Origin of the sequence: Stenotrophomonas sp. CASM101 (assembly GCF_049384845.1) — a bacterium.
Taxonomy (GTDB): Bacteria; Pseudomonadota; Gammaproteobacteria; order Xanthomonadales; family Xanthomonadaceae; genus Stenotrophomonas; species Stenotrophomonas hibiscicola.
The window spans coordinates 390,999-412,280 of record NZ_JBMRFR010000003.1 but is presented as its reverse complement, the minus strand read 5'-3'; the positions used below and the strand labels follow the sequence as shown (position 1 = coordinate 412,280).

General features: G+C 67.0%; 18 protein-coding genes and 2 riboswitches. Of the genes, 8 read left to right on the top strand and 10 right to left on the bottom strand.

Annotated elements, in window-relative coordinates:
* The first annotated feature begins 103 nt into the window (after positions 1-103).
* Positions 104-1,384 carry an NAD(P)/FAD-dependent oxidoreductase gene (locus VG543_RS08170; RefSeq protein WP_423178643.1) on the top strand — a complete coding sequence of 427 codons (1,281 nt, stop codon included), beginning with the start codon at positions 104-106 and terminating at the stop codon, positions 1,382-1,384.
* Between the two features lie 82 nt (positions 1,385-1,466).
* Here the strand turns inward: VG543_RS08170 and VG543_RS08165 are convergent, their stop codons facing one another.
* Together VG543_RS08165 and VG543_RS08160 are read right to left on the bottom strand one after the other, a co-directional pair.
* Complete coding sequence (locus VG543_RS08165) at positions 1,467-1,898, bottom strand: nuclear transport factor 2 family protein (protein WP_423178644.1); 432 nt, start codon at positions 1,896-1,898, stop codon at positions 1,467-1,469.
* A gap of 141 nt (positions 1,899-2,039) precedes the next feature.
* Positions 2,040-2,315: a GIY-YIG nuclease family protein gene (locus VG543_RS08160; protein WP_012481382.1), complete on the bottom strand. Its 276-nt coding sequence runs from the start codon at positions 2,313-2,315 to the stop codon at positions 2,040-2,042.
* A gap of 40 nt (positions 2,316-2,355) precedes the next feature.
* Positions 2,356-2,445, top strand: a riboswitch (glycine riboswitch).
* 13 nt (positions 2,446-2,458) lie between these two features.
* Positions 2,459-2,562, top strand: a riboswitch (glycine riboswitch).
* Between the two features lie 84 nt (positions 2,563-2,646).
* Between VG543_RS08160 and VG543_RS08155 the strand changes: the two genes are divergently transcribed.
* Positions 2,647-3,264, top strand: a complete 618-nt coding sequence (locus VG543_RS08155) for a trimeric intracellular cation channel family protein (protein WP_005411215.1) — start codon at positions 2,647-2,649, stop codon at positions 3,262-3,264.
* Between the two features lie 168 nt (positions 3,265-3,432).
* Here the strand turns inward: VG543_RS08155 and VG543_RS08150 are convergent, their stop codons facing one another.
* The 7 genes from VG543_RS08150 to VG543_RS08120 all read right to left on the bottom strand — a co-directional run bounded on the left by VG543_RS08150 (position 3,433) and on the right by VG543_RS08120 (position 9,007).
* Positions 3,433-4,506: a 3-deoxy-7-phosphoheptulonate synthase gene (locus VG543_RS08150; protein ID WP_134730060.1), complete on the bottom strand. Its 1,074-nt coding sequence runs from the start codon at positions 4,504-4,506 to the stop codon at positions 3,433-3,435.
* 293 nt (positions 4,507-4,799) lie between these two features.
* Positions 4,800-5,057, bottom strand: coding sequence for a hypothetical protein (locus VG543_RS08145; RefSeq protein WP_111097643.1), 258 nt, complete (start codon positions 5,055-5,057; stop codon positions 4,800-4,802).
* A 105-nt stretch (positions 5,058-5,162) separates the two neighbouring features.
* Positions 5,163-5,501 carry a DUF6616 family protein gene (locus VG543_RS08140; RefSeq protein WP_180877924.1) on the bottom strand — a complete coding sequence of 113 codons (339 nt, stop codon included), beginning with the start codon at positions 5,499-5,501 and terminating at the stop codon, positions 5,163-5,165.
* A gap of 47 nt (positions 5,502-5,548) precedes the next feature.
* Positions 5,549-6,289 (bottom strand): DNA alkylation repair protein, encoded by a 741-nt coding sequence (locus VG543_RS08135; protein ID WP_423178645.1) that lies wholly within the window; start codon positions 6,287-6,289, stop codon positions 5,549-5,551.
* The gene (locus VG543_RS08130; protein ID WP_423178646.1) at positions 6,286-6,786 is read right to left on the bottom strand and encodes a MarR family winged helix-turn-helix transcriptional regulator; all 501 of its coding nucleotides are present in this window, start codon (positions 6,784-6,786) and stop codon (positions 6,286-6,288) included. The genes VG543_RS08135 and VG543_RS08130 overlap by 4 nt, the downstream gene beginning before the upstream one ends.
* A 199-nt stretch (positions 6,787-6,985) precedes the next feature.
* Entirely contained in the window at positions 6,986-8,635 is a 1,650-nt protein-coding gene (groL, locus tag VG543_RS08125; protein WP_005411226.1) for a chaperonin GroEL, read from the bottom strand.
* A gap of 84 nt (positions 8,636-8,719) precedes the next feature.
* Positions 8,720-9,007: a co-chaperone GroES gene (locus VG543_RS08120; RefSeq protein WP_005411227.1), complete on the bottom strand. Its 288-nt coding sequence runs from the start codon at positions 9,005-9,007 to the stop codon at positions 8,720-8,722.
* A 312-nt stretch (positions 9,008-9,319) separates the two neighbouring features.
* Between VG543_RS08120 and VG543_RS08115 the strand changes: the two genes are divergently transcribed.
* The 5 genes from VG543_RS08115 to VG543_RS08095 all read left to right on the top strand — a co-directional run bounded on the left by VG543_RS08115 (position 9,320) and on the right by VG543_RS08095 (position 17,693).
* Complete coding sequence (locus VG543_RS08115; protein ID WP_329846394.1) at positions 9,320-11,110, top strand: endonuclease; 1,791 nt, start codon at positions 9,320-9,322, stop codon at positions 11,108-11,110.
* A 68-nt stretch (positions 11,111-11,178) separates the two neighbouring features.
* Complete coding sequence (gene cutA / locus VG543_RS08110) at positions 11,179-11,517, top strand: divalent-cation tolerance protein CutA (RefSeq protein ID WP_019660807.1); 339 nt, start codon at positions 11,179-11,181, stop codon at positions 11,515-11,517.
* A complete protein-coding gene (locus VG543_RS08105; RefSeq protein WP_423178647.1) occupies positions 11,514-13,898 on the top strand; it encodes a protein-disulfide reductase DsbD family protein in 2,385 nt (794 codons plus the stop codon). Before cutA ends, VG543_RS08105 begins: the two co-directional genes overlap by 4 nt.
* Positions 13,895-14,458, top strand: coding sequence for a TlpA disulfide reductase family protein (locus tag VG543_RS08100; RefSeq protein ID WP_312542332.1), 564 nt, complete (start codon positions 13,895-13,897; stop codon positions 14,456-14,458). The genes VG543_RS08105 and VG543_RS08100 overlap by 4 nt, the downstream gene beginning before the upstream one ends.
* 712 nt (positions 14,459-15,170) lie before the next feature.
* Entirely contained in the window at positions 15,171-17,693 is a 2,523-nt protein-coding gene (locus tag VG543_RS08095; RefSeq protein WP_423178175.1) for a PepSY domain-containing protein, read from the top strand.
* A gap of 76 nt (positions 17,694-17,769) precedes the next feature.
* Here the strand turns inward: VG543_RS08095 and VG543_RS08090 are convergent, their stop codons facing one another.
* Positions 17,770-20,307 (bottom strand): methyl-accepting chemotaxis protein, encoded by a 2,538-nt coding sequence (locus VG543_RS08090; protein WP_329858734.1) that lies wholly within the window; start codon positions 20,305-20,307, stop codon positions 17,770-17,772.
* A gap of 432 nt (positions 20,308-20,739) precedes the next feature.
* Here VG543_RS08090 and VG543_RS08085 point away from each other — a divergent pair, with 432 nt between their 5' ends.
* Positions 20,740-21,240 (top strand): hypothetical protein, encoded by a 501-nt coding sequence (locus VG543_RS08085; RefSeq protein ID WP_423178176.1) that lies wholly within the window; start codon positions 20,740-20,742, stop codon positions 21,238-21,240.
* Positions 21,241-21,282: the final 42 nt, after the last annotated feature.

The following is a 21,282-nucleotide window of genomic DNA, read 5'->3' as shown; positions in this document are numbered from 1 at the left end:
CCTGAACCCGAGTATCGCCGATCCGGGCAGGCGCTGACGTGACAGGTGGCCGCCGTGCGAAGATGCCAGGCGCTTCCCCCGATGCCCCCACTGGAGTGAGTCGATGAGTCGCAAGCGCGTTCCCCACCTGGTCGTTGTCGGCGGCGGTTTTGCCGGTCTCTGGGCCACCCGTGCCCTGGCCCGCGAGCGCATACGCATCACCCTGGTCGACCGCCGCAACCATCACCTGTTCCAGCCGCTGCTGTACCAGGTGGCCACTGCCGGCCTGTCCGCACCGGATATCGCCGCACCGCTGCGCCACATCCTTGGCCACCAGCGCAATGTGGAAGTCCGCCTCGGCGAAGTGGTGGCCATCGACAAGCGGGCGCGGCAGATCCGCATGGCCGATGGCAGCACGCTGGACTACGACAGCCTGCTGCTGGCCACCGGTGCCACCCACGCCTACTTCGGCAACGACCAATGGGCCGATGATGCGCCCGGCCTGAAGACGCTGGACGATGCCATCGCGCTGCGCCGCAAGCTGCTGCTGGCGTTCGAGCGTGCCGAGGCCGAACCGGACCCGGCAAAGAAGGCGGCGTGGCTGAGTTTCGCCGTCGTCGGTGGTGGTCCCACCGGCGTCGAACTGGCCGGCACGCTGGCCGAGATCGCGCGCCACACGCTGCGCAACGAATTCCGCCACATCGACCCGGCCAGCGCCAGGGTGCGGCTGGTCGAGGCTGGGCCCCGCGTGCTGTCCTCGTTCCCGGATGTGCTTTCGCTGAAGGCGCGTCGCCAACTGGAAAAGCTGGGCGTGGAAGTGCTGACCGGTACCCCGGTGAGCGACATCGACAGCCAGGGCTTCAGGCTCGGCGAACAGTTCGTACCGGCGCGCACCGTGGTCTGGGCCGCCGGCGTGGCCGCTTCACCGCTGGCGCGCACGCTGGACGTGCCGCTGGACCGCGCCGGACGCGTGCCGGTGCAACCGGACCTGACCCTGCCCGATCACCCGGAGCTGTTCGTGGCCGGCGACCTGGCCGCACTGAGCCAGGCCGACGGCAAGCCGGTACCCGGGGTGGCACCGGCCGCCAAGCAGATGGGCAAATACGTGGCCGAGGTGATCCGCGCGCGCCTGCACGGCAAGCCCGAGCCCGGCCCGTTCAAGTACGCCGACTACGGCAACCTGGCCACCATCGGCCGCATGGCCGCGATCGTGCACCTGGGCCGGCTGCAGCTTTCCGGCGTGCTGGCCTGGTGGTTCTGGCTGGCCGCGCACGTGTTCTTCCTGATCGGCTTCCGCAACCGCATCGTGGTGCTGCTGAACTGGGCCGTGGCGTACTGGAGCTACCAGCGCAGCGCGCGCATCATCTTCGGTGATGACCAGGACGACCGGCGACCGAAGCGCTAGGGCCGCACGCATGCTCCTGTAGCGCCGAGCCATGCTCGGCTGCACTTCGCGCGGTTTGCAGAAGCCGAGCATGGGCTCGGCTCTACGGCGCCTTCGGTTTCGGGTACCACAGTGCGTTGACGATTACCCAGCGCTGGTCGAAGCGCCCCATGTGGAAGTAGTCGACGAACCACGGGGTTTCCAGCCGCACCGAGGCCGCGTTGCCGGTCACGTCCAGCACCCTGCAGCGGTGGTCCCATTGATCCTTCGGGATCTTCAACGCGCCCTGCTTCGTCAGCGAGACCAGTTCTTCCTTCGACATACGGCGCAGGCCCAGGCGTTCGTCGGGCGTATCGCCGAGGACCGCGCGCTTGGCCAGGTCCGGATGCAGGGAGCGGGCGACGCGCTGCGGGTCGGCCTCCAGCTGGCCGTCGACGTAATCGTGGCAGGTGGCTTCGATGGCCGCGAGGGTGGCCGGGTCGGCGGCGGGGCTCGTTGCTGCGGAAAGAGCGAACAGCAGGGCGATCGTGGACATCCGGGTCTCCAGCGCTGAGGGCTGGGCGATCATGGCATGTGCAAGCCGCATCCACGCATGGCGTGGATCTACTGTAGAGCCGGGCCCATGCTCGGCTTCACCATCAGGCAGCAGCAACAACAGCCGAGCGTGGGCTCGGCCCTACAGAAGCGCGGGATCCGGCGCCTGCAGCCAGGCCAGCTTGCGTTCGCGCGGCTGCTGCTTGAGCTGCCATTCGGCCCGTGACGCGGCGGCCCGGTCCGGGTACTCGCGCACGGCCAGCACGCGCAGCGGTGGCCGCGCCCGGGTGTAGCGCGCGCCCTTGCCGGCCTGGTGGGCAGCGAAACGCGCGTCCACGTCGGTGCTGATGCCGGCGTAATAGCTGCCATCCCGGCATTCGAGCAGGTACAGGAACCAGGGGCGGAGGGACGGGGCCATGCCCGGATTATGCCGTGCTGCACTGCAGCGGATATACTGGCGGCCGAATGCAGGAGAGAGGCGCCGCGCTGGCGCCCGCCGAAGGCGCAGGCTCCCATGATCGCTCAGGCCGGTGGGCTGGAATCCCACCAACCATGCATTCGACTCGCCGAGCTGGAGAGAGGTCACCGGGCACGCCCGGGACGATCCGCCGAAGGGGCACGCGGCCAACGCCGCTGAACTCTCAGGCAAAAGGACAGCGGGAGCGGCACCGGTCATCGTCATCCCGTCATTGCGCAGGCAGTGGCGGTAGTCGCGCATGGCCGGCCCCACCGCGCCCGGAGCCTGTCCCATGCTGCTGTCCATCATCTACCTGATTGCCATTTCCGCCGAAGCCATGACCGGCGCACTGTCCGCAGGCCGCCGCCGCATGGACCTGTTCGGTGTGGTCATGATCGCCTGCGTCACCGCCCTCGGCGGCGGATCACTGCGCGACATCCTGCTCGGCCACTATCCGCTGGGCTGGGTGAAGCATCCCGAGTACCTGGGCTTCACCGTATGCGCGGCGCTGATCGCCACCTGGGTCGCACGTTGGATGCACCACTTCCGCCGCACTTTCCTGGTGCTCGATGGCCTGGGCCTGATCGCCTTCACCCTGATCGGCTGCTCGATCGCGCGCGAGGCCGGCCATGCCATGCCCATCGTGCTGATTGCCGGCATGCTGACCGGCGCGTTCGGCGGCGTGCTGCGCGACATCCTCTGCAACGAGGTGCCGCTGATCTTCCAGAAAGAGCTGTACGCGATCATCGCGCTGCTGACCGGCGCGGCCTACCTGTTGCTGCTGCACTGGGGCGTGGCCGATGCCACCGCAATCCTGTGCTGCCTCGGCGGCGGCTTCGCGCTGCGCCTGCTGGCGATCCACTACCGCTGGGAAATGCCGAAGTTCGTGTACCACGACGAAGTGCATTGAGGTTCGCGCGGCGCAATCCGCACCACCCCGGCGATGTACCTGGCGCTGTCGCTCATGCGCAGCGCCAGGCGCATCGCCGGTGCAGATGGGCCGGTCTCCAACTCCGACCGGCCCTGATCGCGGCCGCACCCCCGCAGGCGCTGGCCGCCATCCACACACGTGCCGCACTCAAGCGGCTTCGGACACCTTTACGTCGCGACGGGCGCGCACGGCCGCGGCCAGTCGCTCCAGCACCGTCACGGTGGTGTCCCAGTCGATGCAGCCATCGGTGATGCTCTGGCCGTAGACCAGCGGCTGGCCTTCCACCAGTTCCTGGCGGCCCCCGACCAGATGGCTCTCGATCATCACGCCCACGATGCGCTGTTCGCCGTCTTCCAGCTGAACAGCAATGTCCTCGATCACCTTCGGCTGGTTCTCCGGGTTCTTCAGGCTGTTGGCATGGCTGGCATCGATCATCAGGCGCGCCGGCAGCTTGGCCTTGGCCAGCGCCTGGCAGGCGTCGGCAACACTGGCTGCGTCGTAGTTCGGCTGCTTGCCCCCACGCAGGATCACATGGCAATCGGGGTTGCCGGTGGTCGACACGATGGCAGTGCCGCCCTGCTTGGTGACCGACAGGAAGTGATGCGGATTGGAAGCCGCACCCACCGCGTCGGCGGCGATCTTCACGTTGCCATCGGTGCCGTTCTTGAAGCCGACCGGGCACGACAGTCCCGAGGCCAGCTCACGGTGCACCTGGCTTTCGGTGGTACGCGCACCGATCGCGCCCCACGCCACCAGATCGGCGATGTACTGCGGTGAGATCACGTCGAGGAATTCAACACCCGCCGGCAGGCCAAGCTTGTTGATGTCGCGCAGCAGGCCACGGGCGATGCGCAGGCCCTTGTCGATCCTGAAGCTGCCATCCAGGTCCGGGTCATTGATCAGGCCCTTCCAGCCCACCGTGGTGCGTGGCTTCTCGAAGTACACGCGCATGACGATTTCCAGCTCGCCTGCCAGCGCGTCGCGCAGTGGCTTCAGGCGCTGGGCGTACTCGATGGCGGCGTTCGGGTCGTGGATCGAGCACGGGCCCACCACCACCGCCAGGCGGTCGTCACGGCCGTGCAGGATCTGGTGCAGCGCCGCGCGCGAGGCGCTGACGGTGCCGGAGGCTTCATCGTCACACGGCAGCATCGCCAGCAGCTGGGCAGGCGGTGTCAGCGGTTCGATGGTGCGGATACGCAGGTCGTCGGTGTGCGGGGGCATTGCAGGAGATCTCCGGAACGTTGGGGTCCCCAGCGCGGCGGCATGAAAAAAGCCGCCAGGTTCGCTGGCGGCTTTCGGGAATGCGTCTGAAGCTTTCTTCAGGGTGAGCGCAGTCCTTCCTCCGCCAGTGGCTTCGGAAAGTAATACCAGTAAAAACGGGTAGCGGCTGCGTTCATGGGATCTATTGATAGCACAGCTTTTGCGCAGTGCAAAATGTTTCATCCGCAACTGGGGCGCGGTTCAGCGATGCGCCCGCCCGCGCAGCCCACGCGGTGGTCGCCATGCAACGTCGCTCATCTGCCATGCACTTCCACGTCCAGCAGCAGGCCTTCGTGGATATCGGCCCAGCGCTCCAGCACCCGATCCAGCTCCTGCCGGGCCTCGTCCAGCTGCTCGGGGTTGAGCAGGGAGCGTGCGGTGTAGAGGTCGGAGACCAATCGACGCAGGGCCGATTCCGGGATGGCCACCGACGGGTTCTCCTGCCCCGGCAACTGCAATGCCGGGCACTCGCCAAGCGGACCGAACAGCGTGACCTCGAGCTTGCTCTGCATGATCAACGTCCCTGCGGATGGACATGGGCAACGCACTGTTTACCGTGTATCGGTGACAGGCGCATGTGCCGCCCATGGCGGGGATCGCAGGCCGCCGCCGTACCACTAGAGCGCGGCCAGGTCGGCCAGATGCTGGCCCATGCTGTTCACCTCACCGATGGCATGGGTGGTGGTGAAGTAATCATGCCAGCCAGTGGCGGCGATCCCGGCCACCAGCGTGTCGGCCGCTTCGCGGCTGGCGCAGTGCCAGACCGCATAGAACTGCTCGCCGCTGCCATGCGGCACGTCGGTAGCAATGCGGCCCATGGCCAGCGGCCTGATGCTTTCCGGGTCGAAACGCTGCATGCCCTCGCCGATGCGGGCGAAGAAGGCGGTGCGTTGTCCGGGCGAGAGCGCCGTCCAGGCGGGGGTGGCGGTGTAGAGCTCGATGAAGGTGTGGGGCATTGCGGTTCTTCCTTGAGGTTCATGGGATTGCCGGCCAGCGGCCGCCATTACCGCAGTGATCGCATGGCGCGTTTGCGGATGTAGGCGTTGGCATCGCTGTGGTGCTCGCGTTGCCAACGTGCGCACAGCCCACGCAGCCATTGCGGCTGCGTCTTGCCGGCATCGTTGAGCCAATTGCCGACGGAGTCCTGCACATAGCGCTCGGGGTCGTCGGCCAGCGCGTCCAGCAACGGCACTGCGTGTTGGGGCTGCTGCTTGAACAGCGCGATATGCGTAGCCCAGACGCCCCGGGGACGCAGCGCCTCGCAGGCGAAACGGCGCAGGTACGGCGATACTTCCTGCGTCCACGGTTGCAGGTACCCAAGCGCCTGCAGCGGTGCAGCAACGATGTCCGCGCGCAGTGCCAGCCAGGCCCATTCGCGCACGCCGAAGTGCGGGTCATCGGCCAGCGTTCGTATCGCCTGCAGCTTCTCTGCCAGGGGCGTGCCGGCGTCACTGCCGATCAGGTAGCAGGCCCAGCCACGCACCGTATCGGAGGCGTGGCCCCGCCACTGCGCGGGATCGCCCTGTCCGCTGTCGCGCAGCAGGCGGGCGGCCAATGCCATGCGCTGGGTGATGCCCTTGCCTGCGGCGTCGCGCATGCGTTGCAGTGCGTCCGGTTCGAGCACAGGTGCCACGACGTGCAGCAGTTCGGCGAAATCCACCGCCAGGCACTCGGCCAGGTGGGTGGCGGCGACGCGGCCGGTGCTGAGCGCACGCAGGCGTTCGGCCGCAATGGGCGCGCTCATGCAGCGGATTCCCGCCCGGCATCGGTGTGCTGCCAGACCTTGTGCAGCAACCGTGAAAGCTGCTGCTGTTCGTCGGCCTCCAACCCGTTGAACAGGCCCCCGATCCACTGCGTGTGCTGCTCGAACAGCGCCTCGGCGAGGCGTGTCCCCTGTGCGGTCAACACGATCCGCAGGCGGCGGCCATCTTCGGCATCGCTGTGGCGCTGCAGCAGGCCTTCGCGCTGCAGGCCGTCGAGCAGGCCACTGATGGTGGCGCGGGTCACGCCGGCACGCTCGGCCAGCTCATGCGGGGGCAGCGAGCCACCGGCCCCGTGCAGCAGGAACAACACGATAAAGCGGCCTTCGCTGAGGCCATGCGGTGCCAGCCGAGCGGCGCAGTCGTGGTCGATGGCGGCAGACAGTGACAGCAGTTGGAAGCACAGGCGCAGCTGGGCCAGGTTTACCTCGCCGCGGCGCGCAGCTTCCTTGAGCAGAGCGGTGTGTTTTGCTTCCAGCATGCCGGCCACCATGTGATTAGGCGCCTAATTATAATCGATTTTCGCCCATGGAACCACGCTGTGCGGAGCATGCGGGGCCGGGTCCGGCCAAGCCCGCGCATCGCCCAAAAAGAAAAACCCCGCCTTGCGGCAGGGTTCTTCTCTACAACGGGAAGGTATGCCGACCCAGGGCCGGCATCCCAATGCCAGGGGCGAGGACTTAGAAGTCCATGCCGCCCATGCCACCCATGCCGCCCATGCCACCGGCGCCGCCCATGGCCGGCTCGTCCTTCTTCGGAGCTTCGGCCACCATGGCTTCGGTGGTGATCATCAGGCCAGCGATCGAGGCCGCGTTCTGCAGCGCCGAACGGGTCACCTTGGTCGGGTCCAGGATGCCGAACTGCAGCATGTCGCCGAACTCGCCGGTGGCGGCGTTGTAGCCGAAGCTGCCGGTGCCTTCCTTGACCTTGTTGATGATGACCGACGGCTCGTCACCGGCGTTGGCAACGATCTCGCGCAGCGGGGCTTCCATCGCACGCAGGGCGATCTGGATGCCGTGGTTCTGGTCTTCGTTGGCACCCTTCAGACCGGCCAGCGCGGTGATCGCGCGGACCAGGGCAACACCGCCGCCCGGAACCACGCCTTCTTCAACGGCCGCACGGGTGGCGTGCAGGGCGTCGTCGACGCGGTCCTTCTTTTCCTTCATTTCGATTTCGGTCGAGGCGCCGACCTTGATCACGGCAACACCGCCGGCCAGCTTGGCCACGCGTTCCTGCAGCTTCTCGCGGTCGTAATCCGAGGAGGTGTCCTGGATCTGGGTCTTGATCTGCGCCACACGGGCATCAACGTTGGCCTTGTCGCCGACGCCGTCGATGATGGTGGTGTTCTCCTTGGAGACCTGCACCTTCTTGGCGCGGCCCAGGTCCTTGATGGTGGCCTTTTCCAGCGACAGGCCGACTTCTTCGGAGATCACGGTGCCGCCGGTCAGCACGGCCATGTCTTCCAGCATCGCCTTGCGACGGTCGCCGAAGCCCGGAGCCTTGACGGCCACGACCTTGACGATGCCACGGATGGTGTTGACGACCAGGGTCGCCAGCGCTTCGCCTTCAACTTCCTCGGCCACGATCAGCAGCGGCTTGCCGGCCTTGGCGACGCCTTCCAGCACCGGCAGCAGGTCACGGACGTTGGAGATCTTCTTGTCGTGCAGCAGGATGAACGGGTCATCCAGGTCAGCGGTCTGCGACTGCTGGTTGTTGATGAAGTACGGCGACAGGTAGCCGCGGTCGAACTGCATGCCCTTGACCACGTCCAGCTCGTTGTCCAGGCCCGAGCCTTCTTCAACGGTGATGACGCCTTCCTTGCCGACTTCCTTCATCGCGTCAGCGATGATCTGGCCGATCGACTCGTCCGAGTTGGCCGAGATGGTACCGACCTGGGCGATCGCCTTGTCGTCGGCGGTCGGCTTGGAGATGTTCTTCAGCTCGGCGACGGCGGCCGAAACGGCCTTGTCGATACCGCGCTTGAGGTCCATCGGGTTCATGCCGGCGGCCACGGCCTTGGCACCTTCGCGGATCAGGGCCTGGGCCAGCACGGTGGCGGTGGTGGTGCCGTCGCCGGCATCGTCGTTGGTGCGCGAAGCAACTTCCTTCACCATCTGCGCGCCCATGTTCTCGAACTTGTCAGCCAGTTCGATTTCCTTGGCGACGGAGACGCCGTCCTTGGTGATGGTCGGGGCGCCGAAGCTCTTTTCCAGCACGACGTTGCGGCCCTTCGGGCCCAGGGTGGCCTTGACGGCATTGGCGAGAACGTTCACGCCGCGCACCATGCGCGAACGGGCATCTTCACCGAAACGGATATCCTTGGCAGCCATGTGCAGTTACCTCATCTGGTAGCGCCGGGCCATGCCCGGCGGCTGGGTGTTGGAATCAGGGGATAGAACAGGTCGCGCCGGGGCTCAGCCGATGACGGCGAGCACGTCGTCTTCGCGCAGGACCTTGTACTCGACGCCTTCGCTCTTGTACGAGCTGCCGGCGTACTGGCCGTAGATGACCTTGTCGCCGACCTTCAGCGACGGCGCGCGCACGTTGCCGTTGTCCAGCGGCTTGCCCGGGCCGACGGCCACGACCTCACCCTTGGTGGACTTTTCCTTGGCCGAGTCGGGGATGACGATGCCACCGGCGGAGATTTCGTCGGCTTCGATCGGCTTGACCACAACGCGGTCGTGCAGCGGCTTGATGCTCATAGGAGACCTCTTAAGTGATTGATTGGTCTAAAAAAGTCCGGCGATGTTAGCACTCGCCCCAGGCGAGTGCCAGAACCGCACGTGAAGAAACCCGACAACGTCGGGAGCAGGGCAGAGATGGAGCCCCGCCGCCCCCTTTCAAGGGCGGAATGAAAAAAATTTTTCCACCCGCGCGCCTCGGCCAGGGCTTCGGTCCAGATCAATTTCGGTGACAAGCGTCGCACTGTCAGACATCTGACGTTCATTTACGACAAAGTGTCACTGGATCGGCCTTAGGCTCGGTCCGGCATTCCCAATCACAAGGAGGAGTCGATGCGATTGCTGTCCCCGCTTGCCGCTGCCTGCCTGCTGGCGCTGGCCGCTGCGCCGGCCCAGGCCGAGGTCTTCATCAACGAACTGCACTACGACGACAGCACCGCCGCCGGTGACGTCGGCGAAGCGATCGAGGTCGTAGCCACTGCCGGTGAGGACCTGTCCGGCTACCGCCTGTACCTCTACAACGGCAGCAATCCGTCCGCCGCCACCGTCTATGCCAACAACCCGGTCCCGGCCGGCACCGCCGCCGGCTGCGGCAGCGCCACCATCGCCGTGGTCAGTTACCCGACCAACGGGATCCAGAACGGCCCGACCGACGGCATCGCCCTGGTCGATGCCAGTGGCAAAGTGGTCCAGTTCCTCAGCTATGAGGGCGCCATCACCGCCTCCGGTGGCCCTGCCGCCGGCATGACCAGCCAGAACATCCCGGTAGCCGAGACCAACAGCACCGCGCCGGGCACCTCGTTGCAGCTGACCGGCAGCGGCAGCCAGTACACCCACTTCACCTGGGCCGAATCGGCCGGCCAGACCTTCGGCAGCTGCAACAACGGCCAGACTTTCAGCGGCGGTGGCACGCCAGGCCCGAACACGCCGCCGTCGGTGTCCACCACCACCCCGGCGCAGGGCAGCAGCACCTTCCCGGCTGCGGCCGATCTGGAAGTGGTGTTCAGCGAAACCGTGAACCTGGCCAGCGGCGCGTTCGCGCTGAGCTGCGGCACCTCCGGCAGCGTGCCGCTGACCTTCCCGGCCAGCGGCCGCAGCGTGAAGCTGTCCACCAACACCGCGCTGGTGGCCGGTGAAGCCTGCCGCTTCGACATCCGCGCCGCGCGCATCACCGACCTGCTGGGCGCGCACCCGGCCGCCGACAGCCGCATCGCCTTCACCGTGGCCAGCACCGGCGGCAATCCGGACCCGGGCAACCCGGGCGTGCCGGCCGGCTACTACTCCAGGGTCAACACCAGCAGCCCCAGCCAGCTGCGCTGCTCGCTGCACGCCACCATCAAGGGCCATACCGCCTACCCGTACAGCGGCTCGGGCACCAATACCTGGACCATCCTGGAAATCGCCGACGAGGATCCGAACAACCCGAACCGCATCCTCGATGCCTACCGCAACCGCAGCTACGCCAAGATCAGTGATCGTGCGGGCACTGGCAGCGGCCTGACCTACAACCGCGAGCACACCTGGCCGAACTCGCTGGGCTTTGCCAGCACCACCGGCGACAAGGGCCTGCCCTACGCGCCGTACACCGATACCCACATGCTGTACCTGACCGACGCGCAGTGGAACGCCGACCGCGGCAACAAGCCGTTCGGCAAGTGCGATGCCAGCTGCGGTGAGCGTGCCACCGAAGCCAACAATGGGCAGGGCGGCGGCAGCGGTGGCTACCCGGGCAATTCCAACTGGGTGCGCACGCCGGACGGCAACACCGGCACCTTCGAGGTGTGGGGCAAGCGCAAGGGCGACATGGCGCGCGCGGTGATGTACATGGCGATCCGCTACGAAGGCGGCAAGGATGCGGCCACCGGCCAGTCCGAACCGGATCTGGAGCTGACCGACGACCGCAGCAAAATCGTCAAGACCAGCAGCTCGCCAGCCTACATGGGCCTGCTGTCGGCGCTGATCGACTGGCACCTGTCCGATCCGCCGGATGATGCCGAGCGTGCCCGCAATGACGTGGTCTACAGCTTCCAGGGCAATCGCAACCCGTTCATCGACCACCCCGAGTGGGCGACCCCGGCCCTGTTCACCTCGGCCAAGCCAGCCACCTGCCAGCTGGCCAACTGACCGCGCAACGCTGCGGTCCACTGCCGCCGCCGGGCCCTGACCCGGCGGCGGCCCTATACTCGACGGTCATGTCGACCGTCGATCCCGTCCTGCTGCTGTTGACCACCTGCCCGGACCGGGCCAGTGCCGAGCGCATCGCGCACGCGCTGGTAGGCGAGCGCCTGGCGGCGTGCGTGACCCGCCTCGACGGCGCACAGTCGACCTACCGCTGGCAGGGCGAGGTGACCACCGACGCGGAGCTGCAGCTGCTGGTGAAAACCACCTCGAGCCGCGTCGATGACGCAATCGCCCGGATCGTCGAACTGCATCCGTATGAACTCCCGGAGTGCATCGCGGTCGAAACCCGGGCCGGCCTGCCGGCGTATCTGGATTGGATCCGGGCACAGACCCGGGAGGACACTGATTGAAGACTCTGTTTGCGCGTGGCGCTGCCTTGTGCGCCCTGTTGTGCCTTTCGCTGCCCGCCTTCGCCCTGGATGAGAAAGACCTGCTGCCGGTGGACCAGGCGTTCGCATTGACCGCCACTGCCCCCGAACGTGGCCAGGTGCAGCTGCAGTTCAAGATCGCGCCAGGCTATTACCTGTATCGCCACCGTACCAGCGTCAAAGCCGACCCGGCCTTCAATGCCGGCGCGCTGCAGATGCCCAAGGGCGACAAGCACCACGACGATTTCTTCGGCGAGGTCGAGACCTATCGCGAGCGCCTGCTGGCCACCCTGCCCGGCACGCCGACCGACGCTGCCGGCACCATCAGCCTGGAAGTGCGTTATCAGGGCTGCGCCGATGCCGGTGTCTGCTACCCGCCGCAGAAGCGCGTGGTGCAGGTCACCCTGCCGGGCGCCGGTGCGGCGGCGGCGGTGCCTGCCGCGCGTGCCGGTGCGGCCAGCCCGTTCAACAACCCGCTGGCCGGTGCCGGCAACAGCGGTGGCCTGCGCCTGCCGGGCGCGGCCAACAACAGCCAGGCCCTGCCGCTGCCGTCGGAACAGGCGTTCGGCTTCGATGCCATCGCCAGCGACGGCAACACCCTGCTGCTGCGCTTCAGCCCAGCGCCCGGCTATTACCTGTATCGCGACCGCACCTCGCTGAAGCTGGAAGGCAGCGCCGGCGTGCTGGCCGGCAAGCCGCGCTGGCCAGCCGCGCAATCGCATCGCGACGAGCACTTCGGCGATGTCTCGGTCTACTTCAACCAGGTGGAAGTGCCGCTGCCGCTGCGCCGCGCTGTCACTGATGCCGTCGACAGCACCCTGGTGGTGACCTTCCAGGGCTGCCAGACCGATGGCATCTGCTACCCGCCGATGACCCGCCGGGTGAAGCTGTCGATTCCGGCCGGCAAGGTCAGCGCCAGCGCCGACCAGGCGCCAGCGCGCAATGACGTGATCAACCCGCTGCCTACTGCCAACGGTGCACCGCGCGAAGCCGCCAACGGCGCCCCGCTGCGCCTGCTGCCAACCGTGCCCAACACGGATGCAGCGGCACCGGCCGCCGCAGGTGGCGCCACCGCCAGCAGTGAATTCGCCACCGATGCACAGGGCGACAATGCGCTGCGCACGCGTCCGCCGGTGACGACGCCGAATCCGGACCGTTCGTTCGTCTGGGTCCTGCTGCTGGCGCTGGCCGGTGGCCTGGTACTGAACCTGATGCCCTGCGTGCTGCCGATCCTCTCGCTGAAGGTGCTGAGCCTGGCGCAGAGCGGCGAAAGCGCGCAGCGCGCACGCAGCCACGCGCTGTGGTACACGCTGGGCGTGCTGGTCGCGTTCGCCGTGATCGGCGCGTTGATGGTCGGCCTGCGCGCGATCGGCAATGCCGTCGGCATCGGCTTCCAGCTGCAGCACCCGGGTGTGGTGGCGGCGCTGGCCTACATCATGTTCGCGGTAGGCCTGAGCCTGTCCGGCGTGTTCACCCTGGGCGGCGGCATCGGCAATCTGGGCCAGTCGCTGGCCAGCCGCAGCGGCCCGGCCGGTGACTTCTTCACCGGTGCGCTGGCCTGCGTGGTCGGCAGTGCCTGCGTCGGCCCGTTCATGGGTGGCGCGATCGCCTACGCGTTCATTGCCCCGCCGCTGAAGGCGATGACCGTGTTCCTGTTCCTCGGCCTGGGCCTGGCGCTGCCGTTCCTGCTGATCGGCTTCGTGCCGGCGCTCGCACGCCGCCTGCCCAAGCCGGGCCCGTGGATGGAAACGCTCAAGCACGTGCTGGCCTTCCCGATGTATGCCACCGCGCTGTGGCTGCTGTGGGTGCTGGGCAAGCAGCGTGGCGTGGATGGCATGGCGCTGGTGCTGGGTGGCCTGCTGCTGCTGGCGTTCGGCCTGTGGCTGTTCGAGCGCAACCGCTGGACCGGCTCGCGTGCGGTGACACTGCTGGGCGTACTGCTGGCGATCGGCGCGCTGGTGCCGGCCTGGGGTGTGACCCAGCTCGCACCGCCGGCGCGGGCCGCACAGGCCGCCAGCGACAACGTGGTCGAGTATTCACCGCAGTTGCTGGACCGCCTGCGCGCCGACAACCGCGTGGTGTTCGTCAACATGACCGCCGACTGGTGCGTAAGCTGCAAGGCCAACGAGCGCGCCGTGCTGTCGCGGCCGGAATTCAAGGAACTGCTCAAGCGCACCAACGCGGTGTACATGCGCGGCGACTACACCAATGTCGACCCGCAGATCACCACGTTCCTGGAAGAGCACAAGGCCGTCGGCGTGCCACTGTACGTGGTGTACGGCCCCGGCGCGCCGCCGACCGTGCTGCCGACCCTGCTGACCCAGGCGGTGGTGGAGGAAGCGCTGCTGCGCACCGCACGATGAAGTGGCAACGGCCAGCGCTGCTGTGGACAGCGGTGCTGGCCGCCGGCCTTGGCCTGTGGGCCGGCCATCGATTGACACCGGCGCCGGTGGCGCCTGAGGCCGTGCCGGGAGCGCCTGCTGTGGCGGCTGCCGCACCCACCCTGCAGGTCGGCGACAGCCTGCCCACACTGTCGCTGCCGGATCTTGAAGGCCGGCCGCTGGACCTGCGCCAGCACGCTGGCGGTCGCCCGCTGTTGATCAATGTCTGGGCCAGCTGGTGCGCGCCCTGCGTTGAAGAAATGCCCGAACTGGCGCGTTTCGCACATATCCAGGGCGAGCACGGTGTGCAGGTGCTGGGACTGGCGCTGGATACGCCGGAGGACGTGCGCCGTTTCCTGCAGCGGGTACCGGTGGATTACCCGATCGTGATCGAGACCCCGGGGCCGCGCGATGCCAGCGTGCAGCTGGGCAATACACAGGGCCTGCTGCCCTACAGCGTGCTGTTCGATGCACAGGGGCGGCTGGTGAAGGCGAAGCTGGGGCCGTTCGCCCACGGCGAGATCGACAGCTGGGTGAAGTGAGGGTGTTTTTTTGCAGGGCTTGCAGCCCTGCACCCTGCTCAATGCAACGGCAACGGCCAGAGCCAAAGCCAAAGCGGGCTTTCCGTGGGATGGCGGGGCGCTGTGGCTGTGCAGGACACGCCGTAAACCCGTCCATGGGGGCTCGATGGCGCCATCCATGGCGCCAACGGTCCTGCACAGCCACACCGCCCCACCTTCGACAGTTCCGCCGGCTGTTGGTAGGTGTCGACCTTGGTCGACACATCTGTCAGATATCGATATTCAGAATGGAATCAGACCCCGTGCCGACCAACGGTCGGCACCCACCAAAGCAGAACGTCGTTCCGACAGATCGCGGAAATCTGTCGAAGGCGGGGTGGGTCCGGTTGAGGGGGCGTGAGCCGCATGGGCCTGAGGCATGCCTCAGGCGGGTTGGGCAGGACGCCCAACCCCGGTCTTGCCGTGTGCGCAGGACTGCGCACACGAGCAAGCGGCGACCGAGCTTACATGGACGTACTTGCAGCGTCCCCCTCAACCGGACCCACCCCGCCAACCCACGGAAAGCCAGCTTTTGACGTTGACGTTGCTCCGGCTTGTAGCGGGTGCAGGGCTGCAAAGCCCTGCAACAAAACCCTCCTTGACCGTAGCCCGTCCGCCACGGAGAATTCCGCGATTAATTCTCATTTGCTGTTGCGCAGGATGCGGGCGGCAGCCTTCGGGGCCCCCTCCTTCGATGTTCAAGAACGTCCTGTTCCAACTGCACTGGCTGCTGGGCATCACCGCCGGCGCCGTACTGGCCATGATGGGCCTCAGCGGCGCCGTGCTGTCCTTCGAGGATGAGCTGCTGCGAGCGGCCAACCCCGGCTTCGCCGAGATCGCTGAACACCATGCTGATGGCCAGCTTCCGCTCGAACTCAGCGAACTGGCAACGCTGCTGCAGGCCGGCGGTGATCGCCCCCTGCAGCGCCTGCGCGTGGATGCCACCGGCCAGCGACCGTCGGTGGCGCGCTTTGCTGGCGGCAAGGAACACTGGGTGTACTTCGACCCCTACAGCGGTGAGCGCTTCAGCGCCCTGCGCGGGCAGGCGCTCTTTGACTTCGTCGAGGACCTGCATCGGCATCTTGCCGCCGGTGAGCGCGGCAAATGGATCACCGGCAGCTGCGCCATCGCCCTGCTGTTCTTCACCTTGTCCGGGCTCTACCTGCGCTGGCCACGACGCTGGTGGCACTGGCGCAGCTGGCTGGCAGTGGAGTGGAAGCGCAGTGGACGCGGCTTCCTGTGGAGCCTGCACTCCGTGGCCGGCACCTGGGTGCTGTTGATCTACCTGATGAGTGCGCTGACCGGCCTGTGGTGGTCCTTCGACTGGTACCGCAGCGCAGCCAACACCCTGCTGGGCGTCGCACCGGCCGCCAAACACAAGGTCGCCGCCGACGCCGCCCTGGACCTGGAGCGCATCGAAGCCACGCTGTATGCGCTGCCCGGCGTGCGCACCGGCTACATCGACCTGCGTCTGCCGGAGAAACCGGGGCAGGTACTGAATGTGCGCGTGATGGCCGGTGACCCGTCGCAGCGCGGTGGGCGGCATGACCGCGCGCACGATCTGCTGCAGCTGGATCCGGCCAGCGGGGCCATCCTCGATTCACGCCCCTACGCGCGCCAGGGCACCGGAGGACAGCTGGCCACCAGCGTGTTCGCATTGCACTCGGGCAGTTACTTCGGCATGCCCGGGCGGGTGGTGGTGATGCTCAGCAGCCTGGGCATGAGCCTGTTCTTCATCACTGGCTGGCTGCTGTACCTGGACCGGCGCAGCAGCCAGCGCGCTGCGCGCGGGCTGCGCAAGTCGCTACCAGCAACACCTGCAGATGGCGATGGCACGCCGTGGCTGGTGGTGCATGCCAGCCAGAGCGGACTGGGCGAACAACTCGCATGGCGCGCTGCCGCGCAGCTGCAAGCATCCGGCCATGCAGTGCAGGTTCTGCCGCTGGCCCGCGTCGATGCCGCGCGGCTGGCACGCACCGCACAGGCATTGTTCGTGCTGAGCACCTTTGGTGATGGCGAACCTCCGGATGCGGCGCGGGGCGCTGCGCGACGGCTGCTGGCACAAGCGCCGGATCTGTCGGGCCTGCAGTTCGGCCTGCTCGCCCTGGGTGACCGCCAGTACCCGCATTACTGCGGCTTTGGCCGCCAATTCGATGGCTGGCTGCTGGGCAACGGGGCACGTGCGCTGTTCGAGCGCATCGATGTCGATGCCGCTGCGATACCGGCGCTGCGCCAGTGGCAGCAACATCTCGGCGCGCTGACCGGCATCGCCACCGATGACAGCGTGTTGCCGACCGCGACGCAGATGCACGAGTGGCGCCTGCTCGGCCGTGACCGCCTCAATCCAGGCAGCGTGGGCGGCGCCATCTGGCACATCCGTCTTGCGCCACCGGCCGATGTGCAGTGGCAGGCGGGCGACATCCTGCACATCGCGCCCCGCCACAACGCGCGGCACGCCGTTGCGGTGCTGAAGGCACATGGGCTGGATCCCCAGCAGCCGCTGCTGATTGACGGCCAGCCGCGCACGCTGTTGGCGCTGGCCAGCGAGCGCGAGCTGCCCGATGCCGATGCTGCGCTGGCGGTGCAGGATGCCTGCCTCTGGCTGGCAGGGCTGCCACTGCTGCCGGGGCGCGAGTACTCCATCGCATCCTGTACGGATGACGGTGCGGTCGAACTGGTGGTACGGCTGGTCCATGACGAAACCGGACGCACCGGCCTGGGTTCGGGCTGGCTGTCGCTGCATGCGCCTGTCGGTGCCAGCATCGTGGCCCGTGTGCACCGCAACCCCGGTTTCCATCGCGTTGGCGGTGCGCCAATGGTGCTGATCGGCAATGGCACCGGCATCGCGGGCCTGCGCAGCCTGCTGCGCGAAGCCGCGCATGCAGGTGAGCACGGGCACTGGCTGCTGTTCGGCGAACGCCAGCGCGCGCACGACTTCCTGTTCGCCGATGAGATCGAAGCGTGGCAGGGCGATGGCCATCTCGCGCGGGTGGACCTGGCGTTCTCGCGCGATGGTAAGGGCGGCTATGTGCAGGATCGCCTGCGTGCAGCAGCCGATGCCCTGCGCGACTGGATGCAGCGCGGTGCGGTCATCCACGTCTGCGGTTCGCTGCTGGGCATGGCCGAAGGTGTGGACCAGGTGCTGCGCGAAGCACTGGGTGATGAAGCAGTGGAAACGCTGCTGGAGACCGGGCGCTACCGTCGCGACGTGTATTGAGCCACAAGGGTAGTACCGGCCGCCGGCCGGCATGATCAGGGCGTGCCGGCCAGCGGCCGGCACTACCGGAGCAGGATCAGGCCGCAGCGCGCGCCTGTGGCATCGACTGCAACTGGAACGCGCCCACCGCTTCGGCCAGCGCGTGTACCTGCGCCTGCATCTGCGCGGTGGAGGCACCAGCCTCTTCCACCAGGCTGGCGTTGCGCTGGGTGCTGGCTTCCATCTGCACGATGGTCTGCTTCACCTGCGCGATGCCGGCATGCTGGTCCTGCGATGCACTGCGGATACCGGCCAGCAGCTCGGCCAGCTGCTGCACGCTGCCAACGATTTCGCCCATCGTGATGCCCGCCTGCTCGGCCTGCTGGTTGCCCTGGCCAACACGCGCCACCGAATCCTCGATCAGTCCTTTGATCTGCTTGGCCGCTTCGGCACTGCGCTGGGCCAGCAGGCGCACTTCCGCAGCCACCACGGCGAAGCTGCGGCCCTGCTCACCTGCGCGCGCAGCTTCCACCGCGGCATTCAGCGCGAGGATGTTGGTCTGGAAAGCGATGCCATCGATCAGCTGGGTGATGTCGCCGATCCGCCGCGAGGCCTCGCTGATGCCATGCATGGTTGCGACCACCTGGCCGACGGCCTCGCCACCGCGCTGGGCCACCGCGGCCGCCCCCTGCACCAGGGCATCGGCGCGGCCCGCGGCATCGGCATTGCGGCCAACGGTGTCGGTCAACTCGTGCATCGACGCTGCCGTCTCTTCCAGGTTGGCCGCCTGCTGTTCCGTACGCTGCGACAGATCATGGTGACCGGCAACGATCTCACCCACACCGGTGTCGAGGCTGGACGTCGCCTGCTGGATGCGGGTGACGATGCGGCCCAGTTGCGCGACCGTGGCGTTGGCATCGTCGCGCATGCGTGCGAACACGCCCTGCAGCTCACCTTCCATGCGCACGCTGAGGTCACCACGGGCCAGCGCCGCCAGAAGCGCCTGCAGATCGCCGAGGTTGGTCTCGAAGGTCGCCAGCAGGCGGTTGATGCTGGTCGACAACGTGCGCACGAAGCCCTGTTTTCCCTCCAGCGCGATGCGGCCGTGCAGGTCGCCATGTGCGGCGGCGTCGACCAGTGCTGCCACTTCGGTTTCCAGCAGCGTTTCCAGCGCGCGGCTGCGCCACTCCACTGCCACGCCGAGGAAATGCCCTTCGTCGGTGATGGCATTGGCGATCAGCTGGTAGCGCACGCCGGCATGGCCGATCTCGCGCTCCTCGCGCTGGCGTACGCCGGCCAGGCTGGCCAACGCCGGATGCAGGCGTACCGCGTCGCTGCCCACCAGCGCTTCGTTCGTCAGTTCAAGCAGCTGCAGCAATGCCGGGTTGGCGTAGGCGACCTGCCCTTCCGCATCGATCACCATCAGGCCGGTCTGCGCGCTGTCCAATGCCTGGCGCACGCGGGTGTTGCCGCGGGCCACCGCACGCTCGATCTCGATGCGCGCGCGCAGGCGCTGCTGCATGTCGACCAGGCGCTGGGCCAGTTGGCCGATCTCGTCGTTGGCGTTGTAGACGCGCAGGGTGGTGTCGAGGCGGTCGTCGGCGATGTCGCTGGCGAAGCGCAGGGTGTCCTGGATCGGCCGGCGCACCGCACGCAGCACCAGCACCAGGCTGGTGATCAGCACGCCGGCCACCAGCAGCAGGGTCAGTGCGAACAGCACGCTCATGGTGCGCGCGCCGGCCTGCTGGCGTGCCTGCGCCCTGGCCAGCGCCGCCACCTGCGCCCGCTGGAATGCGGCCAGTGCAGGCGCTACGTCCGCAGCGGCACCCAGCAGCGACTGCGCTTCCACATCCAGGCCGACACGGGCAGCGGCATACCCCAGCAATGCGGCCTGATACGCCTCCATCCCGGTGCGCAGGGTGTCCTGCACATCCGCAGGCAGGCCCGCCAGCGCGAGGTCGAACGGCAGCTTCTCCTCGCTGGCGCGGTCGGCGTGGGTGGAATCACCGTCGAGCAGCAGCAGTGCCTCCTGCCTTCGCATCTTCTGCAGGGACAGCGCCAGCGCGGGCCGTTGCTGCACATCCACCTGCGCCTGCAGAGTGTCGGCGGCCTGCTGCAGCTGCGCAGCGAGGCCGGCATCACCACGGCCCATCTCGTCGACCCGTTCGAACAGGGCGGCCACACCCTGCGAGAACGCGTCGGCGGCTTCGGTCAGCGCCTGCAGAGCCTTGCGCCGGCCAGCATCCATCGGCATCGCGCGCAGCGCCTGCAGATCGGTCTGCAACGCCTTCTGCGTGGCCAACAGCTGCGCGCGGTCGGCATCATCGAAACTGCGTGCATACTGGGCCTGCAGGCGACGCGCTTCGGCCACCCGCGTGGACAGGCTGGCAGCCAGATCGCTGCCGCGCTGGTAGCTGGCCTGGCTGCGCGCAGCCAGTGCGTTGGCATGGCCAGTCCAGGCGTAGACAGCAGCGATCGCCACCAGGCCCAGGCCGCAGATCCACAGTGTGGCCTTGAGCTTGTTGGCCACGCTGAGCCGATGTGGCTGCAGCCAGCGCAGCAGCCCGGGGGACGCCGAGTGCAACGCAGCAAGGCGCGTGCGCAGGGACCGGAGGTGGGGGACAACGGCCGACATGACAGACTCCAGGCGGAAAGACGCACCTGTATCGGCCGTATGCGAAGAAACTTTAGGTCTAATTTTCTTCTTCGCGGATCCGATCTCGCTTCTTGTACCGGCAACAAGCGACGATGCGATGACAGAGAACACCTCCATTTCTCATCTCCTGAGAATCCCGACTGATAGAACTACGTTTCACACAACTACCTTGGAGCAACTGCAGCCATGCTTAGCAGCACGGTACTGAATCAGATTCAGACGCTTGGCATCCCTGTCGGGATCGGTACTGTCATAGTTGTCCTCGCAACTATCGTGCGCTGGTTCTTCGGACCTCCTATGGACAGTTTCCACCGCTGGAGAGAGTCAAAGCATCGGGATCGCGAGTACTTGCTGAAGATCGCGGATCATTCAGAGGATGATCTGGAAGCAAGCTAGGTAAAGGAGTCCACGTTGCAGGAGGCATTTCGAGGGCGCTATGGCCTCCTGGTCGGGCGCGAGGAGCGCCGGGCCTACTTCAACCTCATGCGCTGCTACTCGCCAAGCATAAAATGGCGCCATATCAGGGGCATAAGCACACTGGCACGGCGCAGCATGGATGGCGCCGGCATTGAATTTCACATGCCCAAGCGAGAGCGCCGCTGGCGATACGCTGCCGCTGCTACTGGCATGATCTTCTATCTGTTCGGCAGCGTGCTTTGGGTTGAAGGCCTGCTTTCCGCCATGCATGGCTCTTGGGCGGGAATTGTTCTGGGGGTTCCGGTCGCAGTAATGGGCGCTTTCACAACGCGCGTATCCCTGTTCCCTCTGCAGAGCTACGACGCAGTTGGAAAAGTTATCCAGCCTAATGAGCGTAATGAGTTTCTTTTGATTCCGATCCCCGAGGCAAAGAAGCCAGAGCCCTCCTCTCTCAAACCGGCGCCAATTGACGCTATTCCGCGCCACCGCGCTTGACCTCAACCCCGGTTTGGGGAGCACAGTGGACGCCCCTCCCCC